The 20,996-nt window shown below is 63.0% G+C and carries 21 protein-coding genes, 1 tRNA gene and 1 pseudogene; 14 read left to right on the plus strand and 9 right to left on the minus strand.

All coding sequences use genetic code 11. The features are described 5' to 3' along the window. The first annotated feature begins 114 nt into the window (after positions 1-114). Both BANT918_RS01510 and metX read left to right on the plus strand, forming a co-directional pair. Complete coding sequence (locus BANT918_RS01510; RefSeq protein WP_101618649.1) at positions 115-1,437, plus strand: O-acetylhomoserine aminocarboxypropyltransferase/cysteine synthase family protein; 1,323 nt, start codon at positions 115-117, stop codon at positions 1,435-1,437. Between the two features lies 1 nt (position 1,438). Continuing rightward, positions 1,439-2,473, plus strand: coding sequence for a homoserine O-acetyltransferase MetX (gene metX / locus BANT918_RS01515; RefSeq protein WP_101618833.1), 1,035 nt, complete (start codon positions 1,439-1,441; stop codon positions 2,471-2,473). 182 nt (positions 2,474-2,655) lie between these two features. Here the strand turns inward: metX and BANT918_RS01520 are convergent, their stop codons facing one another. Continuing rightward, the gene (locus tag BANT918_RS01520; RefSeq protein ID WP_101618650.1) at positions 2,656-4,713 is read right to left on the minus strand and encodes an acyl-CoA dehydrogenase; all 2,058 of its coding nucleotides are present in this window, start codon (positions 4,711-4,713) and stop codon (positions 2,656-2,658) included. Continuing rightward, positions 4,710-5,297: a TetR/AcrR family transcriptional regulator gene (locus BANT918_RS01525; RefSeq protein WP_101618651.1), complete on the minus strand. Its 588-nt coding sequence runs from the start codon at positions 5,295-5,297 to the stop codon at positions 4,710-4,712. Before BANT918_RS01525 ends, BANT918_RS01520 begins: the two co-directional genes overlap by 4 nt. Before the next feature lie 58 nt (positions 5,298-5,355). Between BANT918_RS01525 and BANT918_RS01530 the strand changes: the two genes are divergently transcribed. From BANT918_RS01530 to BANT918_RS01550, 5 genes are all read left to right on the plus strand, one after another. Beyond that, positions 5,356-6,645, plus strand: coding sequence for an acetyl-CoA C-acetyltransferase (locus tag BANT918_RS01530; protein WP_101618652.1), 1,290 nt, complete (start codon positions 5,356-5,358; stop codon positions 6,643-6,645). Beyond that, positions 6,642-7,994, plus strand: coding sequence for a 3-oxoacyl-ACP reductase (locus BANT918_RS01535; protein WP_101618653.1), 1,353 nt, complete (start codon positions 6,642-6,644; stop codon positions 7,992-7,994). Before BANT918_RS01530 ends, BANT918_RS01535 begins: the two co-directional genes overlap by 4 nt. Further along, entirely contained in the window at positions 7,991-8,848 is an 858-nt protein-coding gene (locus tag BANT918_RS01540) for a MaoC family dehydratase (RefSeq protein ID WP_233430310.1), read from the plus strand. The genes BANT918_RS01535 and BANT918_RS01540 overlap by 4 nt, the downstream gene beginning before the upstream one ends. Positions 8,849-8,963: 115 nt before the next feature. Further along, positions 8,964-9,051 (plus strand) — tRNA-Leu (locus BANT918_RS01545). Positions 9,052-9,212: 161 nt separating this feature from the next. Beyond that, entirely contained in the window at positions 9,213-10,520 is a 1,308-nt protein-coding gene (locus tag BANT918_RS01550; RefSeq protein ID WP_167389351.1) for a M20/M25/M40 family metallo-hydrolase, read from the plus strand. On the opposite strand, the gene BANT918_RS17905 is transcribed toward BANT918_RS01550, so the two are convergent. The 3 genes and pseudogenes from BANT918_RS17905 to BANT918_RS01560 all read right to left on the minus strand — a co-directional run bounded on the left by BANT918_RS17905 (position 10,474) and on the right by BANT918_RS01560 (position 11,664). Then, the gene (locus tag BANT918_RS17905; RefSeq protein WP_267892060.1) at positions 10,474-10,734 is read right to left on the minus strand and encodes a DMT family transporter; all 261 of its coding nucleotides are present in this window, start codon (positions 10,732-10,734) and stop codon (positions 10,474-10,476) included. The genes BANT918_RS01550 and BANT918_RS17905 overlap by 47 nt on opposite strands. Before the next feature lie 115 nt (positions 10,735-10,849). Beyond that, positions 10,850-11,380: pseudogene (locus tag BANT918_RS17910) on the minus strand (DMT family transporter); the annotation flags it as partial. Positions 11,381-11,460: 80 nt separating this feature from the next. After that, positions 11,461-11,664: a DUF5703 family protein gene (locus BANT918_RS01560; protein ID WP_233430311.1), complete on the minus strand. Its 204-nt coding sequence runs from the start codon at positions 11,662-11,664 to the stop codon at positions 11,461-11,463. 37 nt (positions 11,665-11,701) lie between these two features. Between BANT918_RS01560 and BANT918_RS01565 the strand changes: the two genes are divergently transcribed. Next, a complete protein-coding gene (locus tag BANT918_RS01565; RefSeq protein WP_101618656.1) occupies positions 11,702-12,406 on the plus strand; it encodes a histidine phosphatase family protein in 705 nt (234 codons plus the stop codon). A 103-nt stretch (positions 12,407-12,509) separates the two neighbouring features. Here BANT918_RS01565 and BANT918_RS01570 read toward each other — a convergent pair whose 3' ends face one another. Next, positions 12,510-13,343 carry an undecaprenyl-diphosphate phosphatase gene (locus tag BANT918_RS01570; RefSeq protein ID WP_101618657.1) on the minus strand — a complete coding sequence of 278 codons (834 nt, stop codon included), beginning with the start codon at positions 13,341-13,343 and terminating at the stop codon, positions 12,510-12,512. 69 nt (positions 13,344-13,412) lie between these two features. On the opposite strand from BANT918_RS01570, the gene BANT918_RS01575 reads away from it, so the two are divergent. Further along, positions 13,413-14,315 (plus strand): aldo/keto reductase, encoded by a 903-nt coding sequence (locus tag BANT918_RS01575; protein ID WP_101618658.1) that lies wholly within the window; start codon positions 13,413-13,415, stop codon positions 14,313-14,315. 24 nt (positions 14,316-14,339) lie between these two features. Here BANT918_RS01575 and BANT918_RS01580 read toward each other — a convergent pair whose 3' ends face one another. Continuing rightward, positions 14,340-14,621, minus strand: coding sequence for a hypothetical protein (locus BANT918_RS01580; protein ID WP_101618659.1), 282 nt, complete (start codon positions 14,619-14,621; stop codon positions 14,340-14,342). A 57-nt stretch (positions 14,622-14,678) separates the two neighbouring features. Here BANT918_RS01580 and BANT918_RS01585 point away from each other — a divergent pair, with 57 nt between their 5' ends. The 3 genes from BANT918_RS01585 to mshC are packed head-to-tail and all read left to right on the plus strand — an operon-like array spanning position 14,679 to position 17,382. Continuing rightward, positions 14,679-15,242 (plus strand): DUF3090 family protein, encoded by a 564-nt coding sequence (locus BANT918_RS01585; protein ID WP_101618660.1) that lies wholly within the window; start codon positions 14,679-14,681, stop codon positions 15,240-15,242. Positions 15,243-15,249: 7 nt separating this feature from the next. Continuing rightward, the gene (locus BANT918_RS01590; RefSeq protein WP_101618661.1) at positions 15,250-16,062 is read left to right on the plus strand and encodes an SCO1664 family protein; all 813 of its coding nucleotides are present in this window, start codon (positions 15,250-15,252) and stop codon (positions 16,060-16,062) included. Positions 16,063-16,122: 60 nt separating this feature from the next. Beyond that, a complete protein-coding gene (mshC, locus tag BANT918_RS01595) occupies positions 16,123-17,382 on the plus strand; it encodes a cysteine--1-D-myo-inosityl 2-amino-2-deoxy-alpha-D-glucopyranoside ligase (RefSeq protein ID WP_101618662.1) in 1,260 nt (419 codons plus the stop codon). Between the two features lie 11 nt (positions 17,383-17,393). Here the strand turns inward: mshC and BANT918_RS01600 are convergent, their stop codons facing one another. Next, entirely contained in the window at positions 17,394-18,224 is an 831-nt protein-coding gene (locus BANT918_RS01600) for a proteasome assembly chaperone family protein (protein ID WP_101618663.1), read from the minus strand. 22 nt (positions 18,225-18,246) lie between these two features. Between BANT918_RS01600 and BANT918_RS01605 the strand changes: the two genes are divergently transcribed. Beyond that, on the plus strand, positions 18,247-18,906 hold the full coding sequence (locus tag BANT918_RS01605; RefSeq protein WP_233430313.1) for an HAD family hydrolase: 660 nt from the start codon (positions 18,247-18,249) through the stop codon (positions 18,904-18,906). Here BANT918_RS01605 and BANT918_RS01610 read toward each other — a convergent pair. After that, positions 18,884-19,636, minus strand: a complete 753-nt coding sequence (locus tag BANT918_RS01610) for a RecB family exonuclease (protein ID WP_418904408.1) — start codon at positions 19,634-19,636, stop codon at positions 18,884-18,886. The genes BANT918_RS01605 and BANT918_RS01610 overlap by 23 nt on opposite strands. Positions 19,637-19,799: 163 nt before the next feature. On the opposite strand from BANT918_RS01610, the gene BANT918_RS01615 reads away from it, so the two are divergent. Next, positions 19,800-20,960 (plus strand): site-2 protease family protein, encoded by a 1,161-nt coding sequence (locus tag BANT918_RS01615; protein WP_101618666.1) that lies wholly within the window; start codon positions 19,800-19,802, stop codon positions 20,958-20,960. Positions 20,961-20,996: the final 36 nt, after the last annotated feature.

Below are 20,996 nucleotides of genomic sequence, written 5' to 3' on the forward strand. Positions count from 1 at the left end.
CGAACATGACGAGATCGCATACTCGCAGCCTGAGAGTCGAAGACAGTAGTGACATCACCACAACCACTCGCGCGGACCACCACGGGCGAATCAGCCATACCCGGAGGAGACACCATGACCCAGTCATTCGAAACTCGTCAGATCCATGCTGGTCAGACACCGGACCCGACCACCGGCTCCCGTGCGCTGCCCATCCACCAGACCACCTCCTTCGTCTTCGACAGCAATGAGACGGCAGCGAACCGCTTCGCACTCACCGAGCTCGGTCCCATCTACACCCGCATCACCAACCCGACCACAGAGGTCGTGGAGAATCGCATCGCCGACCTCGAAGGCGGAGTCCACGCCGTGCTCACCGCATCTGGACAGTCAGCAGCCCTGCTGGCGATTACGAACATCGCCGAAGCCGGTGACCACATCGTCGCCAGTTCCAGTCTCTACGGCGGAACCTACAACCTGCTTCACGTGACCCTGCGCAAACTCGGCATCGAGACCACGTTCGTCGACGTCGACGACCTCGATGCTTGGAAGAACGCGACACAGGAGAACACGAAGCTCTTCTTCGCCGAGGTCGTCTCCAACCCCCGTTCCGATGTCCTCGACATTGCAGCTGTGGCTGACATCGCTCACGAGGCCGGTGTTCCGCTCTTCACCGACAACACCCTGGCCACCCCCTACCTAGTTCGCCCGATCGAGCACGGTGCCGACGTCGTTCTCCACTCGGCCACGAAGTACCTCGGCGGACATGGCACCTCGATCGCCGGTGTCGTCGTCGACAGCGGAAACTTCGACTACGGCACGCGGCCGGAGAAGTTCCCCGGCTTCAACACCCCGGATGAGTCCTACAACGGTCTGGTCTACGCTCGCGACCTCGGTGCGGATTCGCCGTTCGGCGCGAACGTCTCCTTCGGTCTCAAGGCCCGTGTGCAGGGCCTGCGTGACCTCGGGCCAGCCGCCAGCCCGTTCAATGCGTTCCTCATCGCCCAGGGACTGGAGACTCTGAGCCTGCGCATCGACCGCCATGTCGAGAATGCGAACAAGGTTGCCTTCTACCTTGAGAACCACGAACAGGTCAGCCGCGTCGCCTTCGCCGGACTCGAGTCCAGCCCCTGGCGCGACAAGGCCAAAAAGTACCTGCCGAACGGTGTCGGCTCGGTCCTGTCCTTCGACATCGCCGGCGGCTTCGACGCCGCCGTGGCTTTCGTCGATGCGCTCGAACTGCACTCACACGTGGCCAACATCGGTGATGTCCGTTCCCTGGTCATCCACCCGGCGTCGACGACTCATTCGCAGCTTGGCGAAGAAGCGCAGGCCGCTGCCGGTGTGAACCCGGCACTCGTGCGCCTGTCCGTGGGGCTCGAAGGCAGCGACGACATCATCGCCGACATCGACAAGGGCTTCGCCGCTGCCGCAGCGAATGCGTCGGCCGCAGCCTGACATGACTACCCAGAGCACTTCCGTCGAGCGAATTCTGGGCTTCGTCACAGAATCCGGACACACGTTCGGAACTGTCGAAGTCGCCTACGAAACCTTCGGCAGACTCAACTCCGACCGCAGCAATGCGGTCCTGATCGAACACGCCCTGACCGGCGACACCAGCGTCACCGAATGGTGGGCAGGAGTCGTCGGTCCGGGTGAGGCGATCGACACGGACGAATACTTCGTGGTGTGTGCGAATTCGCTCGGTGGGTGCTCGGGAACCACAGGACCACAGTCTGTCTATGACGACGGACTGCCCTACGGCTCCAGATTTCCTGCGGTCACCATCCGCGATATGGCCCGCTTGGAACACAATCTCGGGCAGATACTCGGGATCGATTCGTGGCATGCCGTCATCGGCGGGTCAATGGGCGGAGCCAGAGCCCTCGAATTCGCCCTGCTCGACAAACGCAAGGTGAAGAAGTGCGCGATCATCGCCGCACCAGCTTTCTGTGAAGCCGATCAGATCGCCTGGGCGATGATGCAGGAACGTGCGATCGAACTCGACCCCGACTACTACTCCGGTGACTACACAGCGGTCGGCCGTTTCCCTGCCCAAGGTCTCGGCCTGGCCCGTCAGATCGCCCACCTGACCTACCGCAACGATGCGGACCTCAACCATCGCTTCTCCAGGCGACGCAGATCGCCTGACTACTATGAGGTCACCTCGTACCTCGACCACCAGGCGAAGAAGCTCACCGCCCGGTTCGACCCACACAGCTACGTCGTGCTCTCCCGCGCCCTGCGCGATCACGACGTGCGCGTGGGCCGCTGCCACGACCTGGCGACTTCATTGGCCGATGCCTGTACCGACAACCTCGTCGTCTCGGTCTCCTCTGATCGGCTGTTCCCGCCCGCACAGGTCGAACTTCTCGCCCAGAATCTGCCCGGAGCGGTGACCCATCACGTCATCGAATCCGAGGTCGGTCACGACGGTTTCCTCACGGAGACTGCTACAGTCTCAGCGGCGCTGAAGGACTTCCTCAGCGCCTGATTGCCAGTGATTGCCCCTGACTGCCAGTGATTGCGCGCGGTCGCGCTCGAGCTGCCGGTGGCCGGCAACTGCGGTCCGGCACACGAGACACGCCCGCATACGAGTCGTGGAATCCAGCACAACGCGGGAGGGGCCGTGCGGCTGATTCGCCGCACGGCCCCTCCCGCTGCCTGTCAAGACTTCTACTCCGGCTTGCGGCCGTCCTTCTCAGCGGCCTTCCGGGCCGCCTTCTCCGCCTTGCGCAGCTGCTTCTCCGGCACCGCATAGTCCTCCTGAGCACGCGAGTGACGGTAGTAGTCTGCCGCTTCGTCCTGGCGTTTGGCCTCAACACCGGTCGCGATCGTGGCGCGGCGATGATCATCGCCGTAGCCGAAGGCCTCCACCAGGTCCAAAGCATTGGTCGACAGCTTCGCGCACAGGCGGTTGAGGGTTTCGTTGAGCTGCCGGGCGCGCAGCATCGGCAGACGACCGTACATGAGGTGCCAGCCCACATGCTTCTCAATGAGGCTGAGACCGTAGGTATCGCGCAGACGTCGGAACACCTTGTTCTGGTCGGGGTCCTGCTGCTCCCGCATCGCCTCGTCGAGGGCCTTCCACTTCTCCAACTCGACGTAGGCACGAGCCATCTCGATGAACTCATGCTGATTGGAGTTGAACAGGTCCGCAGCATCTGCTGCTGACATCTTCATCGCTGGGCGCAGCGCCTGGGCGAGCCCGGAGACCATGACTTCGAGTCTGGTCTCGAGGAGCGAGCGCTGCAGACGTCCGGAGCGGATCCGCTTCTCGCCGAGGTTGGGGGTGAAGACGTCGGAGATGGCGAGTCCCGCATTGGCCAGTCCAGTGCGGTAGAGCGTGCGCTCAGCCGCCTGGGTGCCGATGTAGCGGGCGGCCCCGCCGACATCGATATTTGCGAACTCCTTCGCATAGTCGCCGAGGAGGCGCTTGGCAGCCAGCTGCAGGAGCACGGTGTTATCGCCTTCGAACGTGGCATAGACGTCGAGGTCGGCGCGCAGCCCCACGAGACGGTTCTCGGCCATGTAGCCGGCCCCGCCGCATGCCTCCCGGCACTCCTGGATGACGTCGAGGGCCATCCACGTCGTATCGGCCTTGAACGCCGCGGCCCGAGTCTCGAGCAGCGCACGATTCTCCTCGCTTTCGTCGGCGCCGGAGAACACCTCGTCGAACGAGCTGAGGAGCTTCTCGTGAGCGAAGGCTGAAGCATAGACGGAGGCGATGGCCGGCATCAGGCGGCGTTGGTGCTGCTGATAGTCCAGCAGAGTGCTCTCATTGATGTCGTCGACAGAGGTGAACTGCTTGCGCTCGAGCCCGTAGCGCACGGCGATGTCGAGGGCCAGCTTCGAGGCCACGATAGCCGCACCATCGAGGGAGACACGACCCTGGACCAGGGTCCCGAGCATCGTGAAGAAGCGGCGGCCCGGTGAGTCGATGGGGGAGGTGTATTCGCCCGCGGCATTCACGGCTCCGTAGCGATCGAGAAGGTTGAACCGAGGAATGCGGATCTGATCGAAGGCGATGCGACCGTTGTCGACGCCCCTGAGGCCTCCCTTGAAGGCGTCGTCTTCGATGTTGATGCCCGGCAGGACCTCACCGTCCTCGTCCCGAATGGGCACGAAGAACGCGTGCACCCCATGATTGACGCCACCGGTGATGAGTTGGGCGAAGACCACTGCTGCACGGGCGTCGCGGGCGGCATTGCCGATATACTCCTTCGTCGCAGCGCGGAAGGGGGTGTCAATGACGAATTCTTCGCTCTCGGCCTCATAGGTCGCAGTGGTGCCGACCGCTGCCACATCAGAGCCGTGACCGATCTCCGTCATCGCGAACGATCCCAACAGCTCACCCTTCTGGGCGGCCAGCAGCCAGGCTTCGTGCTGTTCGGAGTTGCCCAGGTGCAGAATTGCTCCGCCGAAGAGCCCGAACTGGACTCCAGCCTTGATCTGGAGGCTGGGGGAGGCTGTGACGGTCTCTTCGAAGCCTGCGACGTTGGTCGCGTGTTCGTTGAGGCCGCCCAGAGCCTTCGGCAGGCTCTTCATCGGCAGTCCCGAGTCGGCCATGAGACCCACTCCTGTCAGCGTCTTCGCCCGAGTCGTCTCGAGATCATCGGCGGGATCCTCGTGTGTGACCTCCTGGTGAGCCAGGTTCCGCCCCTGGCGTCGAGCCTCGGCCCAACGTCCGTCGAGAGCAGTGTTGATCGCCTGTGGATCAAGGGAAAGCTTCATTCGTGTACTCCTAATTTTGCGGGCAGTGAGGCCCAGAGCCATTGACTGATTGCGGTTGCGAATTCATCGGGGCGGCCAGGATTGGCCAGCCAGTTCTCGGTCGCGGCACGCACGAATCCGATTGCACCCGCTGCCCACAGCTGTCCCTGAGCGCCCTCAAGGACCAGCCGATCGGCGAGGAGGCCGGCGATCGAGTTGAAGAACCCGCCGGTCTCCGTCGGTGCGAACCGATTGACTGCGGTATCGCAGAATCGGTAGATATTCGGCGATTCTGCGGCGAGCGCGACGAAAGCATGGATCATCTTGGTCAGTGCATCCTGCGCCGAGGCAGCTGTTGCGTCATCGAGTGACTTGGAGATGACATCCATCGCCCATTCGCCCATTGCCGCCTGCAGTCCGGCGCGATCCGTGAAATACCGGTAGAGCACCGACTTCGTCGTGCCCGAATACTCCGAGATCTGCTCCATCGACAGTTCGTCCCCGTACTCGTCGACGACATGCCTGACGGCTCGCAGCAAGTCCTGGCGCCTGTCGTCGCGATGCTGCTGCCACCGAGTGGAGCGACCGTCTGTGAGCGATTTCATGTGACAGACGGTATCAGGTACTGTCGGTAACAGTTAAATCCATATACCGGAGGTGCAAATGTCCACTCCCACTCAGCGCGCCGTCATTCTTGGCGGTAATCGCATTCCGTTCGCTCGTTCGAACAAGCAATACGCCAAAGCGAGCAATCTCGATATGCTCACGAGCGCCCTCGACGGACTCGTGGCTCGCTTCGGCCTGGCAGGTGAGAGCATCGGTGAAGTTGCCGGTGGTGCCGTCCTCAAACATTCGAAGGACTTCAACCTCACTCGCGAGGCAGTCCTCGGTTCCGCCCTGTCGCCGACAACACCGGCGTTTGACGTCGGGCAGGCCTGTGCCACCGGTCTGGAGACCGTGGTCAGCCTCAACAACAAGATCAATGCCGGCCAACTCGAGTCGGGCATCGCTTCGGGCGTCGACTCCGCGTCGGATGCACCCATCGTCGTCAATGATTCGATGCGTGAGATCCTGCTCGAACTCTCACGGGCAAAGACTCTCACCCAGCGGGCGAAGATCGCCGCGCAGATCCGACCGGCCTATCTGGCTCCCCAGGCGCCGTCGACGGCTGAGCCGCGCACAGGCATGAGCATGGGCGAGCATCAGGCGATCACCACTGCCCAGTGGCAGATCACCCGTGAGGCTCAGGACGAACTGGCTCTGGCCTCCCACCACAACCTTGCCCGCGCCTGGGATGAGGGCTTCTTCGATGATCTATCGACGCCGTACCTCGGCGTCAGCCGCGACACCAACATGCGCGCGGACTCGTCCGCCGAATCTCTGGCCAAGCTCTCACCCGTGTTCGGCAAGCGGCTGAGCTCGCCGGCGACGATGACTGCCGGCAACTCGACGCCGCTGACAGACGGAGCATCCTCTGTCCTCCTCGGCAGTGAGGACTGGGCCAACGAGCACGGCTTCACCCCTTTGGCCCGCCTCGTCGACGCCGAAGCCGGAGCGGTCGACTTCGTCGACGGAGCCGAGGGTCTGCTCATGGCCCCGGCCTACGCGGTCCCACGCCTACTGGCTCGCAACGGACTGACGTTTGAGGACTTCGACGTCTTCGAGATCCACGAGGCATTCGCCTCGACCGTGCTCAGCCACCTGGCAGCATGGGAGTCTGAGAAGTTCTGCCGTGACAAGGTCGGCCTCGACGGAGCACTGGGTTCCATTGATCGGACCAAGCTCAATCCGCTCGGATCAAGTCTCGCCGCCGGACACCCGTTCGCGGCGACCGGTGGGCGCATCATCGCCTCCACCGCTAAGTACCTCAAGCTCACCGGAAAGAAGAGATCGCTGGTCTCGATCTGCGCAGCAGGCGGCCAGGGACTCACCGCGATTGTGGAGGCAGCATGAAAGACACCTACCTGGGCTTGGTCAACGGCCCACTGAAGCAGGTCGCGAAGACACTGGGCCTGCCGCAGCCAGTCGAACTCCACCGCTTCGGTTCGACCCCGGCGGACTATCGTCGGAAACCTGTCCTCGTTCTCGGCTCCGGACCTGAGGCGCAGAAGCTGGCCGACCTGCTGTTGGACAACGGTCTCGAGGTTCGACGCCATGCCAGCTCGGGGGAGTCGCTGCGAGCCATCATCGCCGTCTTCGACGCAGCCACCGCGCCCGGTGACCTGTCAGAGACGGTGCTCGAGATCGGAACAGCGCTGCGATCCCTTGTCCGCTGCGGACGCGTCATCACAGTTTCCGCAGCCCCGAACCCGACGCAGCAGAGCCCCGAACTCGCCGCCGCGACTCAGGGGATCACCGGTCTGACACGTTCCATGGCTCATGAGATGCGCAGCGGGGCGACCGCCAACGGGATCCTCCTCGACGGCGTCGACGTGCAGGCCCCCTCTGTGTCCACTGCGCTGTGGTTCCTGCTCTCAGGCAAATCTGCCTACGTCTCAGGTCAGTTCATCACCGTCTCGACTCAGGCCGGCACCCCGATCGGGTTGCAGGAGTTCCTGTCGACCGGCGAATCCGGCCCGTTGGCAGGACGAACCGCTGTCGTCACCGGTGCCGCTCGCGGGATCGGTGCCGCGATTGCGCGCAACCTGGCCCGTGATGGTGCCCACCTCATCGGCGTCGACATGCCACAGGCCGGACAGGCTCTGGCAGAGGTGATGAATGAGGTCGGAGGCAGATCCCTCCAACTCGACATCACCACAGAGACCGCGGCGGAGAAGATCGCCGAGGCGGTCGGAGGTCCGGTCGACATCCTCATCCACAATGCCGGAATCACCCGAGACAAGATGCTGGCGAATATGGATGCCTCCCGCTGGGATTCCGTCATCGCCGTCAACATCGCCTCCCAGGCCCGAATCAACGCCCACCTGAAGGCCGAGGATCTATTCGCCGAGGGCGCACAGGTCGTGTCACTGGCCTCGACCTCGGGCATCGCGGGCAACCGCGGGCAGACGAACTACGCAACTTCGAAGGCCGGGGTCATCGGACTCACCGCCGCCTCGGCGCCGGACTTCGGCAAGCGCGGAGGATCGATCAATGCGGTGGCTCCCGGTTTCATCGAAACCGACATGACAGCCAAGATGCCGGCATTGACCAGACAGGTTGCACGCAGACTCTCCAGCCTTCAGCAGGGAGGACAGCCAGTCGACGTGGCCGAGACCATCGGTTTCCTCGCCTCGGCGGGGGCCCGTGGGATCAACGGATCGACGCTGCGAGTGTGCGGTCAGAACATGGTGGGTGCATGATGGCGAAGGAATCGATGCTGCCCCTCTATGCGAAGGCCGTGCTCAAGGCACTGCCGCTGGGCACACGCACGAGGCCGGACCTGCCTGATCGCGCCTTGGATCGCAGCATGCCGATCGAGGCCGATGCCTACGCCGGTTTCACCACTGTCATCGGGGCCGGGCTGGGCAATATCGTCCACCCGGGCTACCTCCACGTCCTCGCATTCCCACTGAGCATGCAGCTGCTCAGCGATCCCGAGGTGCCACTGCCGATGATGGGCATGGTCCACATCCACAACAGGATCGACAGCCTCCGTGCCGTGCATGTCGGTGACAGTGTCGACTTCCATGTGGAGCTGGCCGGTCCCTACCAGCATTCAGCAGGAACCACGATCGAGGTCATCGTTGAGGCGAAGGTTGAGGGTGCTCTGTGTATGCGGGAGACCACGACTTATCTGGCCAAGGGCAAAAAGCTGCCCAATGCGGAATCGAAACCACAGGCGCCGCGGGAGGAGTTCACGGCTCCCACCCCGAGCGCACTGTGGCGACTCGACCCGATCATCGGCCAGCGCTATGCCCACGCCTCGGGTGACTACAACCCGATCCACCTCAACGGGTTGGCAGCGAAGGGCTTCGGCTTCCCACGCCTCATCGCCCACGGAATGTACGGTGCCTCCCGCGCCCTGTCCGCGGTCGATACGAGGCTGGAGTCGTATCGGTGGGATGTGTCGTTCGCGAAACCTGTGCTGCTGCCCTCGACCGTTGGCTTCGCCATCACCGATGGGCATCGGCACGAGGCCGCGAAGTTCGCCCTCTTCGATCTCAAGTCCGGCAAACCGCACATCCTCTCCACGGTCTCAGAACTCGCCGAATGAGCCTGTGCAGTGGGCGGCGAGGAGCTTCAGAGAAGCCGTTGAGTGCCGTGCATCACAATCGGCCAATCTGATTTTGCACGGCCGAATGTCGCGTGTAAAGTTATCTCTGTTGCCAGCGCGAGTGGCGGAATTGGTAGACGCGCTAGCTTGAGGTGCTAGTGCCCAACTTATCGGGCGTGGGGGTTCAAGTCCCCCTTCGCGCACAACAGAGGAAATGGCCTCCGGATCTGATCCGGAGGCCATTTCTCATTCACTCCTGCATTGGCGGGGGCCAGCACGATCGGTGGACACCATGGATGGCGCTGGGGCAGTTGATATAACGTGGATCACGTCAACTCTTCTCACTTTTCCGACGGGAGACTCCGTGTACGATTTCAGCGCCGCCGAGGCCGAGGTCACTTCACTGTGCCAGCAGCTCATTCGCATCGACACACAGAACTGGGGAGGCAACAAGGTCAACCCCGAACGGCCGGCTGCGGATCTCATCGCCGGCTGGTTCGATGAGGTGGGACTGACGTCCACGATCATCGAATCCGAACCCGGCCGTGCCTCCCTGGTCGCCCGGATCAAAGGAACTGATCCCGAGGCAGACGCGCTCGTCGTTCACGGCCACACCGATGTGGTTCCGGCGGCAGCCGAGGACTGGAGCGTCGACCCGTTCGCTGGTGTCATCAAGGACGAGATGCTCTGGGGCCGTGGAGCCGTCGATATGAAGGACATGGACGCGATGATCATCGCCGCCGTGCGCGACATGCTCCGCCAGGGTCTGCGCCCACGTCGGGACCTCATCATCGCCTTCTTCGCCGATGAGGAAGCCGGCGGCACCTACGGCGCCCGCTATATGGTCCGCAACCACCCGGAGCTCTTCTCCGGAGCCACTGAGGCGATCTCCGAGGTCGGCGGGTATTCCGTCGACGTCCGCGGTCAGCGCGTGTACCTCGTCCAGACCGCAGAGAAGGGCCTTGCCTGGCTCAACCTCATCGCCCACGGCACTGCGGGACACGGCTCCCAGCGCAATGACGACAACCCTGTCACCCGGCTCGCCGCCGCCATCGCCCGCATCGGCGAATATCCATGGCCGCAGGAGATCCCGGTCGCGACCCGGCAGCTCCTTGAAGGAGTTGCGGAGATCACCGGCATCGAATTCCGGGCCGATACGATCGGGGACCTCCTGGCCGAACTCGGCTCGGTTGAGAAGTTCGTCGCCCCGACCCTGCAGAACACCTCGAATCCGTCATTCCTCAACGCCGGCTACAAGCACAACGTGATCCCGGGCACGGCCACGGCATTCGTCGACTGCCGTACCCTTCCAGGCCAGCACGAGGACGTGATGCTCAAAATCAAGGAACTCGCAGGTGAGGGCATCGACATCGAGGCCAACGACGAAGGAGACGCTTTGGAGGCGCCCTTCGACACGCCACTCGTCGCGCAGATGTGCACGAGCCTGCTCGATGACGATCCCACAGCGAAGGTGCTGCCGTACACGTTGTCGGGCGGCACAGACAACAAGTCCATGGCCGAACTGGGCATCACCGGCTACGGATTTGCGCCGCTGCAGCTGACGGGGGACCTCGACTTCCCTGCGATGTTCCACGGCGTCGACGAGCGAGTGCCGATCTCCGCGCTCAAGTTCGGAGCGAGGGTCTTGGGCGATTTCCTGATGAAGGCATAACCGTCATCGCGATTCCGAGGAGCACCATGGCGGCGCTGATGACCGTCGTGGTGCTCACCAGGGAACCGGGCATGGGCAGCAGGAGATCGAGCAGGAGTGCGCCGAGGAGATTTCCGAACAGAGAGAACAGGCTGAGCAGCAGCACGCCGAGCTTCGCCACCGTCAGCGCGGTCAGACCGATGAAGATGACGCCGAAGGCCCCGCCCAGCAGCATCCACCACTGAGTGGGCTCCGCCGGGAAGCCGGCCCATGTCACTCCAGAGCATGATGACCCCAGCAGCCATGAGCAGGGCGAGGAAACCGACGGCGAAGTTCACGGTGGTGGCGACGATGACCGAGCCCGTGGCGGCTTTGATCCGTCCGTTGAACGCCTGTTGGACCGAGGTCAGCGCACCCGAGACGAAGGGCAGCAGCAGGGCCCAGAGCGGGACTCCCAGGGTGAGTCTCTCCGAGGCCCCGTAGATCAGGGCCGCGATGACGACGAGGACGCCGAAGGCCCGAAAGAATGTCAGACGTTGCTTACCGCCCGGTGGCAGGCGTGTGGAGTCGACGATGAGACCACCGGTCACCTGGCCGGAGACGAACGCCATGGTGAACATCGCGACGCCCATGATCGGCACGGTCGAGGCCTGAGCGATGACGACGAGGCCGCCGCTGAGACCACCGAGCATCATCCACCAGGGCATCGCGTGCGTGCGGACAAGCCGGATCAGATTCAGGGCACCGGTCCGAGAGCGGGGAGAGCACAGCAGCGTCGTGCCCACGAGGGTGAGTCCGATGAAGAACGAGACGAGCGCGGCGAAGACAGAGTGGCCCAGGATCGGACCGAGCAGGCCGTTGGCGCGTCCTTGGAGCGACATGGCACCGCCGGCCACGATGGTGACGAGGCCGGCGAAGAGGACAGGGAGGAGTGGGGCGGGGGATTTCACTTAGTTCGACGTCATCTGCTTGACGTCAGAGGCATGATCTTGCGGCGCAGCCACACGGTCTTGGTGCCTCCCACAGAGATCCGGGTCCGGGCCAGCTCCCATTTGCCGTACTCCGCCTCATCATTGAGTTCCTGCAGACTGACAGATCGTGGTGTCTCCCTGGAGAACGAAACCTTGCGGAACTCATAGGTCATGCTGGGACGCTGACGTTTCATAGGCTCACTGTAAACGATCTGGGCTAGTGTTGATTGCATGCCCGTCATCGTTCTCCTTCGGCACGGCGTCTCCAGTGCGAATACGGCAGGAATCCTCGCCGGACGCGCCCCCGGCGTGTCGCTGACCGATCAGGGTGTCAGCGCCCTTCGCGACACGCTGCGGATGCTCCCGCAGCAGCGTTTTGTCCGCCTGCTGCATTCGCCGCTCCTGCGATGTGAGCAGACGGCACAGATCGCAGCGTCAACGATTGCCGCTGAATCTGTCGCAGCCGTCGATGACCTGATCGAAGTCGACTATGGCGAATGGACCGGGCGCAGCCTGAAGGAACTCGGCAGTGAAGAGCTGTGGAAAACCGTCCTCGAACGCGCGTCGCAAGCGCGTTTCCCTGGTGGGGAATCCATCGCCGAGGCAGCCGACCGTGCCGTGTCACGTGTGAGATCCGTTGTCGACGAGCTCCGCACAGAGGAACGGAACGAAGAGGAACAGCGAAACCGGAGCGGCGATGATCATGAGGGCAGGGCCAGTCGCTGGGCGATGCTCGTCTCACACGGAGATATCATCAAGGCGATCATTGCCCATGCGCTGGGCATGCCTCTTGATGATTTTCAGCGAATCAGCGTTGCCCCGGGCTCGTTCACCGTTATCGACTTCTCGGGGCCACAGCCAGTGCTGACAGCGATGTCGGTCACCGCAGCCGGGCTCTCCGAGGGAAGCACGCCCGGTGGTGGCGGACTGCTCTGACACCCATCCGGGGCAGCCCGGCCCGAGAGCCCGCCAGGCCCAAAAGCCAGCCGGGCCCGAGAGCCAGCCGGCGCCGAGAACCCGCTGGGTCAGGCCGGACCGATCAGGTGGCTGCGAGGACTCCCGTGCCGAGCAGGATATAGAGCACGATGCCCAACGCCACGCGGTACCAGACGAAGATCGCGAACGACTTGGTCTTCACATAGCCGAGGAACCAGTGGATCACAAGGAGTCCGAGTCCGAAGGCGATGATGGTGGCCAGGATCGTAGGTCCCCAGCCGATGACCATGTCTGTGCTGCCGAGCGTCTGAAAAACACTGTAGAAGCCCGATCCCAAGACTGCTGGAATGGCGAGCAGGAACGAGTAGCGGGCAGCGGAAGGTCGGTCGAAGCCCATGAATCGCCCGGCCATGATCGTGCCACCAGAGCGTGAGACACCGGGGATGAGTGCCAGTGACTGGGCGAGGCCATAGATGATGCCCTGCCCCCAGCTCATATCGTCGAGGGTGCGTTCCTTCTTGCCCACCCAGTCTGCGAGGCCGATGATGAGGCCGAAGACGATGAGCATGGTTGCGGTGAGCCACAGGCTGCGGAGGGCACCCTCAATGGCGTCCTGAAACAGCAGGCCGAGGATGACGATCGGAATCGAACCGACGATGATCAGCCAGCCGAGCCGAACTTCAGGGTCTTTGCGGTCGTGTTTGCCGACCAGCGCCTTGCACCATTTGGAGATGATGGAGACGATGTCGCGCCAGAAGTACACGACGACAGCCGCCTCGGTGCCGATCTGGATGATCGCAGTGAAGAACGCGCCCGGATCCTGGCCCGGCAACATGAACTCACCGACGATGCGCACATGCGCCGAGGACGAGATCGGCAGAAACTCTGTCAGTGCCTGAACGATGCCAAGCACAGCTGCGACCAGCCAGTCGTACATGCGACTCCTTGAGAAAGTGGGGTGGGAACGAAACCACGGTAGTCGCCGAATCAGGTAACCTCAACTATCATGAAGCACCAACGCCTCGGCAACACCGGTCTTGAAGTCAGCGATGTGGGTCTCGGCACATTTGAGTGGGGGCACCGGGTCGACACCACAGTCGCACAGCGTCTCGTCGACGAGTACGTCGGCGCTGGTGGGAACCTCATAGAGCTTCCCAGTTCGGGAGTGCACGCGGCTCAGGCGCTGTCTGCGCTGAGTCTTCCTGAGCAGATCGTGTTGGTTGGCCGAGTGGGCGTGTCCATGAGTGAGTCATCCCGCATCGAAGTGGGTCTGGGCCGGGCTCGGATTCTCGATCAGGTTGATGCTCTGCTGAGTGCCACCGGACGTTCCCATATTGACGTGCTCATCCTCGATGTCTTCGATGCTGACGTGGACAGGGCGGAGACTGCCTCGGCGATCGATACCCTCCTGACAGTGGGCAAGATCCGCTACGTCGGCGTCTCCCACCATGCTGGCTGGGAGCTCGCGGAGATGCGCGGAGCGGGTGTGCCGATCGCCTGCGCCATCGACGAATACTCCCTGCTCAACAGGGAGGCAGAGCACGATCTGCTTCCCGCCGCGAACTACGCAGGCGTGGGACTCATCGCTGGTGCCGGCCTGGGCAGGGGAGTGCTGAGCGACAAATATCGGCGCGGAACCCCGCAGGACTCACGCTTCGCCGCAGGTGAACTCACCGACTATGTCGGTGCCTATCTCGACGAACGATCGACCCGGGTGCTGGCAGGGGTCCGCAAGGCGGCGGCAGCACTGGGCGTGACCACTACGGACATCGCGTTGGCGTTCAACAGGCACCAGGGAATCGTGTCGTCATTGGTCTCTGCTCGCACCCCTGAACAGCTGATTCAGGTGGTCGGCAGCGAAGTCGAGCTCGAACCCGAGATCGCCGAGGTGCTCGACCAGATCTCGTGAGGTCTGAGTCGGACTATCTGAGCCTCAGTCGTCCTCGTCGTCCTCGTCGACGGTGAAGTCACCGTCGAGTTCATTATTGTCATCGTCCTCTTTGGCGTCTTCGACATCGTCGAAGAGCTCGAACGGAGTGACCTCGTCGTACGCGGTGTAGATCGCGTCTTCATAGATTTCGAAGGCATCGGCCAAGGCCATATAGGCGGCTTCGACACGAGGGTCTTCGTCTCCGTTGCGGTGTGCGGATGCAGCGAAGTGTTCGCCCACCGCTTCGAGGAATGCGTCCAGGGCCTCACGAGGATCAGTGCTCATGACTCAAATGTATCCCAGGGAAGTCGGACATGTAAGTCTTTGAACTAGGCTGAAGGCATGGCAGCTTTGTACGACCACCCCACCCCAGAGCGATTCGTCGTCGGCACGATCGGTCTGCCGGGTGAGCGAACGTTTCTCCTACAAGCAAAATCTGGAACCACGCTGACCACAGTGGTGGTGGAGAAGGAACAGGTTGAGGTCCTCGCTGATCGCGTCACCGAGCTCCTCGACATGGTCATGGTCAAGGATCCCGTTGCGCGAGTGTCCCAGTCTGCGATCGACGAACGCATCGACAACGCCGGACTCAACGTTCCGATCGAGCCCGAATTCCGGGTCGGGACCATGAGCCTGGGCTGGGACACTGTCGCCCATGAACTCGTGGTCGAATGCTTCGAACTCACCGAGGAGGATGCTCAGACGGGCACGTCAGCAGAGCCTGATGACGATGAAGTCGACCGGGAGGTACTGCGCATCGTTCTCGACGCCGCTGGCTCCCGCGAGTTCGCCCGCCGGGCCGACCAGGTCGTCTCCGCTGGTCGTGGCGACTGCCCCTTCTGCTCGCTGCCGTTGGAGCCCGAAGGGCACCTGTGCCCCCGTGCCAACGGCATAGCGCGCACCTGAGCGCGTCATGCACGCAGCTTTCGCGCAACAAGTCCTAGAGCAGGGCACCTGCACAACAATGGGAGCGATCCCGCGGGCCAGCAACGACACCCGTCTCGTGGTCGTCGACCACTCCGGCACACACCTCAAAGCCGTCTACAAACCGGCATCGGGGGAGCGACCGCTGGCGGATTTTCCGCCACACACCCTGTCGTTGCGCGAGGTGGCGTCCTACCGGCTGAGCGCTCACCTCGACCTCAACGTGGTACCGCCGACCGTCCTGCGCGGAGACCTGGGAGCGGGGCCAGGGTCGCTCCAGGCCTACGTCGAGGACTCCGGGCATGATGACGCCGTCGCCCTCACCGGGGTCGATGGCATCCCTGCCGATCACACTCCGATGTTCGCCCTGAGGACCGAGGACGGCACCGATCTGGTGCTGTCCCACGACACCCGGGAAGGTCTGCGGGCAATCGCCTTCTTCGACCTTCTCGCAAACAACGCCGACCGGAAGGCGGGCCACATCATCACCGGCAGTTACCTGCCGGGCAGCGGCCCGACCAGCATCGGCACCTACGGCATCGACAACGGTCTGACCTTCCACGCCGAAGAGAAGGTGCGTACCGTTCTGTGGGGTTTCTCTCGTCTGTCGTTCAGGGCCGAAGAGATTGACGCTCTCGACGAGGTAGCCCGAATGCCCGCGGAACTTTGCACCGCGCTGTCTGAGTGCTTGGAAGACGCCGAGATCGAGAGTCTGCGCTCCCGGGCCGAGCGCCTGGGAGAGGCAGGGACCTTCACCGAGCCGCCCCAGGATCGGACCGTGATTCCCTGGCCGCCGATCTAGACGGAGCACTGCCGGAGACAGGAGGTGCCGTTCTGCTATGACTCGGTTAGGCTGGTCTCCGTGAAGTCATGGTCCGAACCTCAGCTACCCCGCCTCACCAGCCCCGGAAAGGTGCCGACAGTATTCGACACCGGCACACGGAGCCCACGCAGACTCAAAGGGCGTGACCAGGCGGCCGGTCTCTATGTATGTGGAATCACCCCCTACGACGCCACCCATCTCGGTCACGCGGCAACCTATGTCGCCTTCGACCTGCTGAACAGGGTATGGCGCGACGCAGGGCTCGACGTCGTCTATGTGCAGAACACAACCGATATCGATGACCCTCTGCTCGAGCGGGCCAAGGCGACGGGAGTCGATTGGCGTGAGCTCGCCGAATCCCAGATCGAACTGTTCCGTGAGGACATGACCGCACTGCGAGTGCTTCCGCCCCAGCACTACATCGGCGTCGTCGAGACGGTCGATCAGATCGTCGAAGCGGTAGAGGACCTTGTCGAATCGCGGGCTGCGTACACCCTGGACAACGGCGACGTGTACTACCGGGTCTCAACCCCGATCCGTCCGCCCTTCGGCAGCGTCAGCCACGACGACCAGGCCACGATGGCCACGCTCTCAGCCGAACGCGGGGGCGACCCGGAAACACCGGGCAAAGACAATGAGATCGACCCTCTGCTGTGGAAAGCCGCCCGAGAGGGCGAGCCGTCCTGGGACGGCGGGAAACTCGGGCCAGGCCGCCCGGGCTGGCATATCGAATGCACCGTCATCGCCAACAACTATGCAGGACTGCCCGTCGACGTTCAGGGCGGTGGCAGCGATCTGGTGTTCCCACACCACGAAATGAGCGCGGCTCACGCGGCAGCGTGGAAGCAGACACCGCTGGCCCAGACCTATATGCACACAGGCATGGTCGGCTACCAGGGCGAGAAGATGAGCAAGTCCAAGGGCAACCTCGTCCTCGTCTCGAAGCTGCGCGAACAGGGCGTTGACCCGATGGTCATTCGCACAGTGCTGCTGTCGAACCACTACCGCAGCGACTGGATCTTCACCGACGATCTGCTCGAATCCGCCTCGGCGAGACTGCAAGCCTGGAAACATGCTGCAATGTGCGAAGCCGAATGCCGGGAGGGACTGCGCGGACACATCATCGGTCTGCTGCGTGAATCTCTGGCCGATGACCTCGACAGCCCCCGTGCATTGGGCATCCTCGACGAATGGGCCGAACACTATGCGGATTCACCTGCCGCCGAGACTGCACCGGCGTGCGGTAATCGGGTCGCCGACGCCGTCGATGCCCTGCTTGGCCTCGACCTGCACGCCTGAGCTCGAGCCCTCTACCTCTCACGGCCGCGCTTGCGCAGATAGCGCTGGAACTCGGCGGCGATCGCATCGCCGCTGGCTTCCGGCAGTTCTGTGGAATCATTGAGCTGCTCGAGTCCCTTGAGCAGTTCCACTAGATGAGGGTTGAGCGCGACCAATTCATCGGCACCGAGCTCCCAAGCCCGGCTCTCCTCCTCGAGGATGGGAATGTCGATCTCGAGTCCCGTGTACTTCTCCACTGCTGAGGCCAGGGCCAATTCCGCCTTGGGCGAGGGGGAGTCGGTGAGATAGTCGGGCACACCGACCCACAGGTTGATCGCACGCAGTCCTCGCCTGTCGCATTCGACGCCGAGGAGTCCGAGAATGCCGATCGGACCCGCATAACCATTGACGTCGATCTTCAGATCCGCGGCGAGCACTGCATCCTCTGTGTTCGCGACAACGGGCAGGGGCCGTGTGTGGGGTACCTCCGCGTGCAGACCTCCGAGCAGGACCACACAGTCCTCGGCCGTGACCTCGGAGAGGATGAGTGAGAGGAACTCTCGCCACTTCAGCCCCGGCTCATGTCCCTGGATGACGGTGACCGGCGTCCCCAGATGCTGTCCCCGGTGGACCTCGATTCCCGGCCACGCAATCGTGGCCCGACCCGTTTCGTCCCGAACGATCTCAGGCTCTGAGAATCTGAACTCGTAGAAGCCGTCGGTGTCCAAAATCTCACTCGCGCCCAGTCTCCATGACTCGATGAGATCCTTGACCAGTGAACTGGCGGCCTCAGAGGCATCCGCGTCCTGTCCCTCGAAGGCGATGAACACGAGTGACCCGGACCCTGATGGAAGAAAAGTCATGCTTCAAGATTACGCTGGAATCATGATGAATCCTGCCGCAGTCCTCTGGGACATGGACGGAACGCTGGTTGATACGGAACCGTATTGGATCAGGGCCGAGACCGAACTGATGAACGCGCACGGCATTGACTGGAGCGAAGAGCAGGGCTTGGAGTTCGTGGGCAACGATCTTCTCACTTCTGCCGCGATGATGCAGGACGCCGGACTCGACCTTCCGGGCACGGTCATCGTCGACACGCTCCTCGACAAGGTCGTCGCGAAGATCGAGGAAGCGGTACCGTTTCGCCCCGGAGCTCTCGATTTCCTCGATGCGATCGTCACCGCCGGCATCCCCTGCGTGATGGTCACGATGTCCTACCGGCGACTTGCCGAGGCGGTCATCTGCGCATGTCCGGACGGCAGCTTCGACGGACTCATCTCCGGCGACGAGGTCACCGTCGGCAAACCCGATCCAGAGCCCTATCTCAAGGGAGCGGCGCTGCTTGGCCTCGCCCCGGGAGCCTGCGTGGCACTCGAGGACTCGAAGCCCGGTCTCGCCAGCGCAGAAGCAGCAGGCACCATCGCAATCGGTATTTCCCATCTGGTTGCGCTTGAGGAACGCCCCGGCCGGATCCTGTGGTCTAGCCTCGAGGGACGCAGTGTTGCCGACCTCAGGGAGCTCACGTCCCGACAATCCGTGTGATCTCCGGCGTCGGCGGGGGAGTGTTGCCCCACGCGGGGCACAACGGTTTGAAGGTGCACCAATTGCACAGCGGAGACTTCTTCGGACGCCAGCGATCAGCCTCGGCGGAGGCGATGATGTCCTTCCAGATCGACTCGATCTCGAACTGGGTGCGTTCGATGTCACTCATCGTGGGATGAGACTTGAGGATGGACTGCGACCCCAGATACATGAGCTGCAGAGTGTGGACGAGCTCACCCGTCAGGCGATATTCGACGAGGGCGTAGAAGCCCATCTGGAAATGGGCCTCCCTGCCGTATTGGGGTTTGGGCTGCTTTCCGGTCTTGTAGTCGACCAGACGCTTCTCACCGCCCGGGGCGACATCAACCCGATCGATGAAGCCGCGCAGCTCGAGACCGTTGTCGAGCTGGGTGCGGACATACTTCTCCGTCTGCTCCGGTTCGAGGTGCTCGGGGAATTCGAGTGTGAAGTAGGCACGCAGCAGGTTTGCGGCCGTAGTGAAGAAGGTCTCCTTCTCACCCTCGTCTCCGAAGATCTCCAGCACTTCGGGGTCCTTGTCGACGAGTTCGTCCCAGCTGGGACGCAGCAGTGACTCGGCGACATCCTGGGTTCGCTGCGCCGCCGGCAAGGCGAAGAGCTTCTCAAGCACAGAATGGACGAGGGTCCCTCTGAAAGCGGCCTGCGACGGCGGTTCCGGAAGCTTGTCGATGCTGCGGAATCGGAATTTCAAGGGACATTGTACGAAGTCGTTTGCCCGTGAGGGCGAAAGACTGATCAGCTCGGCCATGTGACTACTCTAACGACTTGCCCTGACACGACGCGTCAGAACACGTCGAGGACCCCGTCGCTGTTAGGCTGAGTAGACCCGACCCCAAGCAAGAGGAACTCCTTCCATGTCCGCGAAAAATCACCAGACTGGTGCCTCTTCGGGCTTGCGCCTGGGGACTGTTCTCGGCGCCCCGGTGATCCTGGCCTGGTCATGGTTCCTCGCCGCCATCGTGATCACGATCCTGTTCGCCCCGTGGGTGAATACCGTCCGGCCCGACCTCGGTGTCTGGGCCTGGTTCGTCGCCTTCGCGTATGCGGTCCTCCTGTTCGGTTCGGTCTTCCTCCACGAACTGGCACACGGTGTCGCCGGCCAGTTCTACGGGCTCAAGGTCGCCGCGATCGAACTCAACATCTGGGGTGGATTCACCCGGTTCGAGCCGCAGGCCGACAATCCTCGTGACAAGGCGGCGCTCACCAGCTTCGTCATCTCCATCGTCGGTCCGATCGTCAACATCGTGCTGGCGCTGCTGGGCTGGTGGTGCCTGAGCGCGGTCTCGCCGACCTCGGTTCCGTGGCTTCTGCTCATTGCGGTGACTTTCGCGAACGTCGCGCTCGGCGCCATCAACCTCCTCCCGGGCATTCCGCTGGACGGCGGGTGGGCGCTGCAGGCCCTGATGTGGCGCCTGACCGGTTCGCAGTTCCTGGGAACGATCGTCGCCAGCTGGGTTGGCCGAGTCATCGCCGTCGGCTTCATCGGCTGGTCGGTCATCACTCCGTTGTTGGCAGGTGAGCGCCCGGACCCGCTGACAGTGGCGTGGATGTCGTTGATCGCCATCATGCTGTGGTTCTCCGCAGGAGACGCTGCGACCCATGCGAAGCGGGCCCGGAAGATGGAGACCTACGACCTGTCGCAGGTCATCCAGCCCGCCATTGCAGCAACTTGGGACGCAGACCTTGCAGACACACTCGACTATGCCAACACGCTGGGCAACGCAAAAGAACGCACCCTCATCGTCGTCCTCGACCAGAAGGGCCTGCCCTACGGGCTCGTCGACAGGCATGCAGCGGCCGGTCGCCTGGCAGAGTCGCTTGACCAGGTCCCGGCAGGCGAGGTCGCCCGGCCATTAGCCGGATGGATCGGAGTCCCGAGGGACATCACCGCCCCACACCTGCTCGAGTCACTGACCCACCGGCCTAAAGCGCAGTTCAGCCTGGTCATGGACGAGAACACCCTTGTCGGTGTGATCGACCTGCAGGAATTCTTCGACGAGCTTCTCGCAGCCTGAACCAGGTGTGCTGAGACTCTTCTCACCAGCGTAGAG

The sequence above is a fragment of the Brevibacterium antiquum CNRZ 918 genome, assembly GCF_900169145.1.
Taxonomy (GTDB): Bacteria; Actinomycetota; Actinomycetes; order Actinomycetales; family Brevibacteriaceae; genus Brevibacterium; species Brevibacterium koreense.

Coding starts and splice junctions, on each gene's coding strand:
- BANT918_RS01510 (WP_101618649.1), top strand. CDS start 115: ATGACCCAGTCATTCGAAACTCGTCAGATCCATGCTGGTCAGACACCG.
- metX (WP_101618833.1), top strand. CDS start 1,439: ATGACTACCCAGAGCACTTCCGTCGAGCGAATTCTGGGCTTCGTCACA.
- BANT918_RS01520 (WP_101618650.1), bottom strand. CDS start 4,713: ATGAAGCTTTCCCTTGATCCACAGGCGATCAACACTGCTCTCGACGGA.
- BANT918_RS01525 (WP_101618651.1), bottom strand. CDS start 5,297: ATGAAATCGCTCACAGACGGTCGCTCCACTCGGTGGCAGCAGCATCGC.
- BANT918_RS01530 (WP_101618652.1), top strand. CDS start 5,356: ATGTCCACTCCCACTCAGCGCGCCGTCATTCTTGGCGGTAATCGCATT.
- BANT918_RS01535 (WP_101618653.1), top strand. CDS start 6,642: ATGAAAGACACCTACCTGGGCTTGGTCAACGGCCCACTGAAGCAGGTC.
- BANT918_RS01540 (WP_233430310.1), top strand. CDS start 7,991: ATGATGGCGAAGGAATCGATGCTGCCCCTCTATGCGAAGGCCGTGCTC.
- BANT918_RS17905 (WP_267892060.1), bottom strand. CDS start 10,734: ATGCTGCTGGGCGGGGCCTTCGGCGTCATCTTCATCGGTCTGACCGCG.
- BANT918_RS01560 (WP_233430311.1), bottom strand. CDS start 11,664: ATGAAACGTCAGCGTCCCAGCATGACCTATGAGTTCCGCAAGGTTTCG.
- BANT918_RS01565 (WP_101618656.1), top strand. CDS start 11,702: ATGCCCGTCATCGTTCTCCTTCGGCACGGCGTCTCCAGTGCGAATACG.
- BANT918_RS01570 (WP_101618657.1), bottom strand. CDS start 13,343: ATGTACGACTGGCTGGTCGCAGCTGTGCTTGGCATCGTTCAGGCACTG.
- BANT918_RS01575 (WP_101618658.1), top strand. CDS start 13,413: ATGAAGCACCAACGCCTCGGCAACACCGGTCTTGAAGTCAGCGATGTG.
- BANT918_RS01580 (WP_101618659.1), bottom strand. CDS start 14,621: ATGAGCACTGATCCTCGTGAGGCCCTGGACGCATTCCTCGAAGCGGTG.
- BANT918_RS01585 (WP_101618660.1), top strand. CDS start 14,679: ATGGCAGCTTTGTACGACCACCCCACCCCAGAGCGATTCGTCGTCGGC.
- BANT918_RS01590 (WP_101618661.1), top strand. CDS start 15,250: ATGCACGCAGCTTTCGCGCAACAAGTCCTAGAGCAGGGCACCTGCACA.
- BANT918_RS01600 (WP_101618663.1), bottom strand. CDS start 18,224: ATGACTTTTCTTCCATCAGGGTCCGGGTCACTCGTGTTCATCGCCTTC.
- BANT918_RS01605 (WP_233430313.1), top strand. CDS start 18,247: ATGATGAATCCTGCCGCAGTCCTCTGGGACATGGACGGAACGCTGGTT.
- BANT918_RS01615 (WP_101618666.1), top strand. CDS start 19,800: ATGTCCGCGAAAAATCACCAGACTGGTGCCTCTTCGGGCTTGCGCCTG.